This window comes from Pseudoalteromonas sp. NZS11_1, assembly GCF_015864275.1.
In the GTDB taxonomy this organism is placed as follows: Bacteria; Pseudomonadota; Gammaproteobacteria; order Enterobacterales; family Alteromonadaceae; genus Pseudoalteromonas; species Pseudoalteromonas arctica.
In genome coordinates this window covers 1-6195 of sequence record NZ_JADYXK010000052.1, presented here as the reverse complement: position 1 = coordinate 6195, position 6195 = coordinate 1, and the positions used below count along the sequence as shown (strand labels likewise).

Genomic DNA, 6195 nt, shown 5'->3' with positions numbered 1-6195 from the left:
ATTTTTTGCCAAATCAATTGATAATGTGCTAATTTTCATGACGGACGTTCCCTTTTAACTGAGTGAGTTCAATTACCAGTTTGGCGCATTGACGCCGTTTTGGGGAGCGTCCATCTCATCATCCATGTAGGCAACAAAGAGTTAATCGTCCCTAGAAAGAACCCAATGGGCAGCGCATGTTTGGTATTTATGCTGCGTTATCGCCTATTTATGGGGAATGACCACACTACATAGGCTCTGCCTTGCCTAAAAACCAAACAGTCTGCTGCAAATTCAACTACCAAAGATCAACACGCCCTAGCAACGCTAATACTATTTAATGCGTCTTTAATTGCTTGCTGGCTTATTGGCTTATGAATATGGAGGTTAGCTCCGTATTCATAAACTCGCTCTATATCATTTTGTGAAGTATTTGCTGTTATAACAATAATTGGCATTACTTTATTAAGATCAGAGCGTATTTTTTTAATCGCCTCAAACCCATCCATTACTGGCATATTTAAGTCCATAAAAACAATATCGTATTGATTTTCACTCACCATATCGCACGCGACTTTGCCGTTTTCAGCGCAATTATAGCTTAAACCTAATAAGCTAAGTATGCGGGTCAGTAATATAGTATTTAATGGATTGTCTTCAACGACTAAACACTTTAGTTTGTCATTTATCTTATGAGGGTTTGGGAGAGCTTTACTGGCAATTATTGGTAAGTGCAAAGATACCAGCGCTCCATTAGCTTCATTATTTTTGAAGGTAATTTCACCGTGCAACGCCTTTACAACATACTGAACCCGAGTGAGACCTGTTCTTAATCCTTGAAAATGGTTTGTTTGTTTAAATGAGTCAAATTCAAGATCAGTAATCTCTTTCGAAAAACCACAACCAGTATCACTTACAATTACACAAAGTTCATCATTAAAAAGCTTTGCAGAGACAGTAATTTCACCCTCTATCGTAAACTTAATAGCGTTACTGATTAATTCTGTAAGCGTATGCTGCAAACGTTGATGATCCAATTTACATACACAATTTAATGATTCATCTAAACAACTAACTAGTTTTAGGCCTTTTTGCTGACAAGCATGCTCGTAAGCCATTAGTACTTTATTACACGACTCTAGAAGGTTTTCATTTTTAAATTGCGGTACCCACTTACCTGTACTTAAAGCTTGCAAGTCTTGCAGTTCATCTAATATGGCTATTAACCTAAGTGCGCAGTAATTAGCTTGGGTTTTAACGCTTTGCTGCGTATCAGAAACCTTTAACTCCTCAATAGACGTAATAAGACCCTGTAAAGGAGTTCTAAATTCGTGACTTGCTCTGGCAATAAAATGCTCTTTATTTTGACTCACTTGTTGAGCGAACTCTTTTTGTTTTTGGTATTTAGACAATGCGTTACCTATTTCTTTTTCCATTGGCATAAATACAAATCTTAACTCTACAAGTAGTAAAAACATCGCCATAAGCCAAAATAATAATTCAAGGTTAGATACCCAGTTCAATTTTTGGACAGCTTGCTCTTCAAATAAATTCACTGCATGATCTAGTTGCTTTAATAGCTCTTCAACCTCAGTTACAGAGAATATACGCTTATCTACTTGGCCTTGTTGATAAAGCAAATTTTCCGCTTGCTGGATATATGTTGCAACTTGGGAATCTAGTTTATGAGGAGCTAACGTATACAGCTTAATAAGCTTAGGTGTAAGGTATTGATACTCTCCATTACCATTTTTTGAAAGTAAGTAATTATGAGTTTTTTTGAATGATACAACTGACGCTTTTAACGCTTTAGTATGCTCAGAAATATTTGTTGCCGATAATAATAACTCATTACTATGCCAAGCTATTTTTTGAGAAAGCATTCTCTGCTTACCAGCCATATTTATTATTTTTGCGTCGTATTTTTGCACCGAAAAATAATACTGCATAAGTGATGCTGATGTGCTTATTAATAGTGCTATTGCTATTAATGCCCATCGGTAACGAGTACGGATATTCGCGACAACTTTAAACATACTAAGCCTTGTTTTTGTTTTAAGTGTAGCTCAATTTTTTAGAACTAATAAGCAGCTTAAATAATGATTATTAAATAAAAAAGCCCAACTAAAAAGTTGGGCTAATAAAATAAAACTATTTAACTATCTATTTTCTAAACGGTTATAGTCGAACATTCCATATTCTATCCCACGATATTTTTTAGCAGTATCGTGCAATATATCGCTGTATTGCCAAAACTGTGGATGAGTACGTCGAATACCAAACTTAGATTTCAATGCACCATAATCAGCTTCTATTTGCATCATAGGCAATTGCTCGGCAAAAGCATTTACTTGCTGCTCGTTATTTAAATACCAAATAGCTGCTGGATAATCTCCGATAAACCCAGGAACAATAGTCGCGGTATCTTCATCATAAGCACGTTGGCCATCTTCGTTTAATAAACTAGATATATTGTAATGCGCATTATGATGAATAATAGTGTAGCCCTTATGGCTATTATCTTCTTGCTTTACAAGTATAAAAGAAAGCTGAGGTAATAAGTTAACCGCTTTTGCTGGCATTTCACTTATTACATTTAACGGCTTTGCCACTTCAGTGTAGTTGTATTTTTCACTTAAAACTGGCGCTAAGGCTTCTTTCATCAAGGTATATAGTTCATGCTGTGGATCATCAGTTTCATAGTTAATACCACTGGGCTGGCTAAATTCTCGGTTACTTTTAAAGAACTTAGATAAGTCAGGTGGTGAATTACGATACCACTGCTTTTTGATTTGATTACGCTTGTGCTCAGGTAATAGAGCTAAAAAGTTTTGCTCTCCCTCTAAACGTAAAAAATCCATATATAAACGTGTAACCAATTGATGGCCTATATTTCCGTATACATCAAAGCCTGCCACAAGCAAATAATGAATACGTTCAAATAACGCATAATCAAGTATCCACGTGGTTTTAGGCTCTTGACCAATAAAACCTTTAACAACAGTTGCACTATCAAAATGGCGGAAAATAGTCAGCGCAGCATTTTTATTATGCCCATCACCTTTCCAAAGCAAGTCAGTTGTAAGATGCTCGCCACCTTTGAACATTTCGTTTGCAAGCTCAACTTTTGCCTGTAAATATTTTTTCTCACGAACTGAATATTTAACCCAGCTAGAAATAGGTAACGCATTACTTTCCTCTGCGGCAGGAAGTTCTAGAGCTTCTTCATGTTGCATTAGCATTTCCCCTACAGCAGGAGTCGCAACCTTATCAGGATCAGCAAATGCCACCCAAAAGTGATCATTTATAACATTTAAAGCAATCTGACCACGACAAACAGGCCCTTTTATAAAGCCCATAATAATTAACTCTGCTTCATCAAGCATAAATTGATATTTAGAATTAATAGGAATAACTTCAAAAGTTTTAAATGGGTTAGATGCTGACTTAGGCTCATAACTCGGCATTTGCGTAACTGTATAATCTGGCGCAATAAACTGCTCGTACAAACGCAGTAATTTAGTTTCATTAAGCTCAAGTGGTAAATGCGTTTTAGAAAGTATGGTTGTACGCTCTTGCATAAAACGATAATAAACACGGCTAACTTTAGGGTCATCGTATGGACGACGCGTATTAATTAACTTTATTTCCTCACCAGGAGGCGTACTTGAGCGAACTAGTTTAAAAAAGCTTTGTGGGTTCTCTGACGTAAAATAAATATGTGCTAAAAACCAATGTTCATAAATATAACGTGCTGATAACTGATACTTTAAGTTATCTTGATTTAAAAATGCTTCCCAGCCCTTTATTTTATTCTGATCATACTTACTTGGTGGCTCAATATGTGACATTTTACCGCCATTTTTAAGCCAGTTCTGTAAATGATTAAACTCTTCGCGCGAAACCCCAGGTAAACCATAAGGCATACCGCCATGAGGTTGCTCGTCAGCTAATCGGTCAAACTCCCCCATTGTTGCACAGGTTTGCGAACGCCCTAATGAAAAATCAAATTCATCATCTAGCACTTCATTAGTTGGTAATTCATAGCTTTGCTTTAACACTAAACTATTAAATAACACACTGCCCGCTAAGTTTGCTTCTTCACTTTGTACGCGCTCATTTAGCACTGGCGTAAAGTTTTTTTCTCGCCATTGCTGTGTATTGGTTGCATCAAACAATAAACGGCTTGGGGTCGTTGCCAATAAACGAGTTCCATCGTAAACGAGCTCTTTACTCAAACCTCGATCAATACCTTCAGGGGATGAGAGCTTAAGCTGGCAAGGTGCATCGTAACAACCATGGCAAACGACGCAGCGGGTATCGAGTACTGGTTTTACGTTTTGTAAAAAATCAGCTCCAGCAAGGGTAGAATGTGGAACGATACGTTCTTGCGCTTGTTCAGGGCCAAATAAATCATCGTAATGTGCATTACCTAAGTAAGCACAACCACTAAGGATAATTAATACAAATGTACTTATTATTATTTTTTTCATTCGTCCTCGTCACCTAAATCGAAGGTAGGCATCATATCCATTTGAGGAGAAACGAATGTTTTTTGACCTTCAGTATTCAAAACAATACTTAAAAGAGGCCCATGCGTTAATGTTATCTGCGCATCATGCTCTTGCTCTAATATACTTAAATACAGAGAATCAGTTATAAGCAACTCATAACCGCTAACGGTAATAGCTACACTGCTATCTTCACTTGGATTTTGGCAAATTTGAGCAAGTAACTCATCATCAAGTCCAATTGATATTTCAAAATCAGGCTGCTCTAAATCTCTATCACTTAATGATTCATCTAATAGAAATAAAGGAAGGGTTAAATTGCTATCTTGTTCAAATTCCATTGCGTTCTCTGCACTTTCTGACGATTTAATTGGCGAGTATTATAACAAACTAGCGAGTAAATTAACGCTAAAGCTAATGTAACTGTTTAAACGTCATCTATAACAGATTCGATCACCGAAAATACAGCACCTTGAGGGTCGCATATAACACTAAAACGACCAACATCGGGGATATCTGTTACAGGAACACATACTTGTCCACCTAGGCTAGCGGCTTTATTTACTGCTGTATCGCAGCTCTGTACTGCAAAATAAATCATCCAATGAGCAGGAATATCTTCAGGCCAGTCGCTTGTCATCTCAAGCATACCGGCAATTGGCTGTCCATCAACCAAAAATAAAGTGTAGTTCATACCTTCCATTGGCTTTATTTCACTTTCCCAGCCTAGTAAAGCACAGTAAAAGTCTCTACTTACTTTACTATTTCTGGTTGCTAACTCATGCCAATAAGGCGTGTTTAATTCACCTAAGTGCTTACAACCTCTATGCTCATTCCCCTGCCATAGTGCAACAGTGGCACCTACAGGATCTTTTAGCATCAACATTCGCCCTGCATTCATAACATCATGAGGACCGGCAATAACTTCAGCACCTAGTTCTTTAGCTTTTAGCGCACAATCGTCAACATTATAGACGGCAATGTAAGCCAACCAATGACTTGGTATCTTTGCATTAATTTGCTCCTCAGGCATTTCGTACATAGCGGCTATATCATCACCTTGCTTTTGTAGCATCGTGTAATATATTTCCTCCCCAATAGGTTGATCGTCATACCCCCAATCAAATAATGATGTATAAAACGTCTTACCTTCTTTCCAATTGTGTGTACAAAGTTCTGACCAACAAAAAATGCCATGTGGATGATTATCAATTTCACTCATTATTAAACCCTTATTATTCTATTTTTATCTAAACGAGCTCTGTCACATTTTATAAACTACATAATTGAACAGATCATAAATTGAGATTAGAGCAATAACAAAGCGGAGTCGATAAAAGAAGGGCAAAAATTCGTTATTCAGTTGTTTCATATATGAGGTTTTTAACGCAGTTAGCGTCAGATTTAATCCCTCAAATTGATTAAATATTATTGCTGATCGATATAAATTATTTACTAAGAAGTCCTTCGCTCTAGAGGAATCCCTGAATCACTTTTTTGCAGACGTAAAAAAGCCCGAATCATTAGATTCAGACGCTCTACAATATAAAGTCGGTACGCTACGCAGTATATCAGCGTCGGGAGTCGCTGCGCTCGCCCGCCCTACGTGATGGGTGTTGATGTGAGTGTGCATTAATTGCGCGCATTTCACTTTTCTGCAGACGTAAAAAAGCCCGAATCGTTAGATTCGGGCTTTCTACAATTT

The 6195-nt window shown here is 37.2% G+C and carries 4 protein-coding genes; all 4 read right to left on the bottom strand.

The features are described from left to right. Window positions 1–287: 287 nt before the first annotated feature. Entirely contained in the window at window positions 288–2015 is a 1728-nt protein-coding gene (locus I6F44_RS19410) for a response regulator (RefSeq protein ID WP_197174401.1), read from the bottom strand. 123 nt (window positions 2016–2138) lie between these two features. Beyond that, a complete protein-coding gene (locus tag I6F44_RS19405) occupies window positions 2139–4472 on the bottom strand; it encodes a fatty acid cis/trans isomerase (RefSeq protein ID WP_165724898.1) in 2334 nt (777 codons plus the stop codon). Continuing rightward, window positions 4469–4831 carry a hypothetical protein gene (locus I6F44_RS19400; protein ID WP_024591417.1) on the bottom strand — a complete coding sequence of 121 codons (363 nt, stop codon included), beginning with the start codon at window positions 4829–4831 and terminating at the stop codon, window positions 4469–4471. The genes I6F44_RS19405 and I6F44_RS19400 overlap by 4 nt, the downstream gene beginning before the upstream one ends. An 86-nt stretch (window positions 4832–4917) precedes the next feature. Next, the gene (locus tag I6F44_RS19395; RefSeq protein ID WP_121955216.1) at window positions 4918–5712 is read right to left on the bottom strand and encodes a VOC family protein; all 795 of its coding nucleotides are present in this window, start codon (window positions 5710–5712) and stop codon (window positions 4918–4920) included. Window positions 5713–6195 lie beyond the last annotated feature (483 nt).

Bases quoted from the DNA above. Each gene is read 5' to 3' on its own strand.
- I6F44_RS19395 (WP_121955216.1), bottom strand. From the start codon at position 5,712: ATGAGTGAAATTGATAATCATCCACATGGCATTTTTTGTTGGTCAGAA.
- I6F44_RS19400 (WP_024591417.1), bottom strand. From the start codon at position 4,831: ATGGAATTTGAACAAGATAGCAATTTAACCCTTCCTTTATTTCTATTA.
- I6F44_RS19405 (WP_165724898.1), bottom strand. From the start codon at position 4,472: ATGAAAAAAATAATAATAAGTACATTTGTATTAATTATCCTTAGTGGT.
- I6F44_RS19410 (WP_197174401.1), bottom strand. From the start codon at position 2,015: ATGTTTAAAGTTGTCGCGAATATCCGTACTCGTTACCGATGGGCATTA.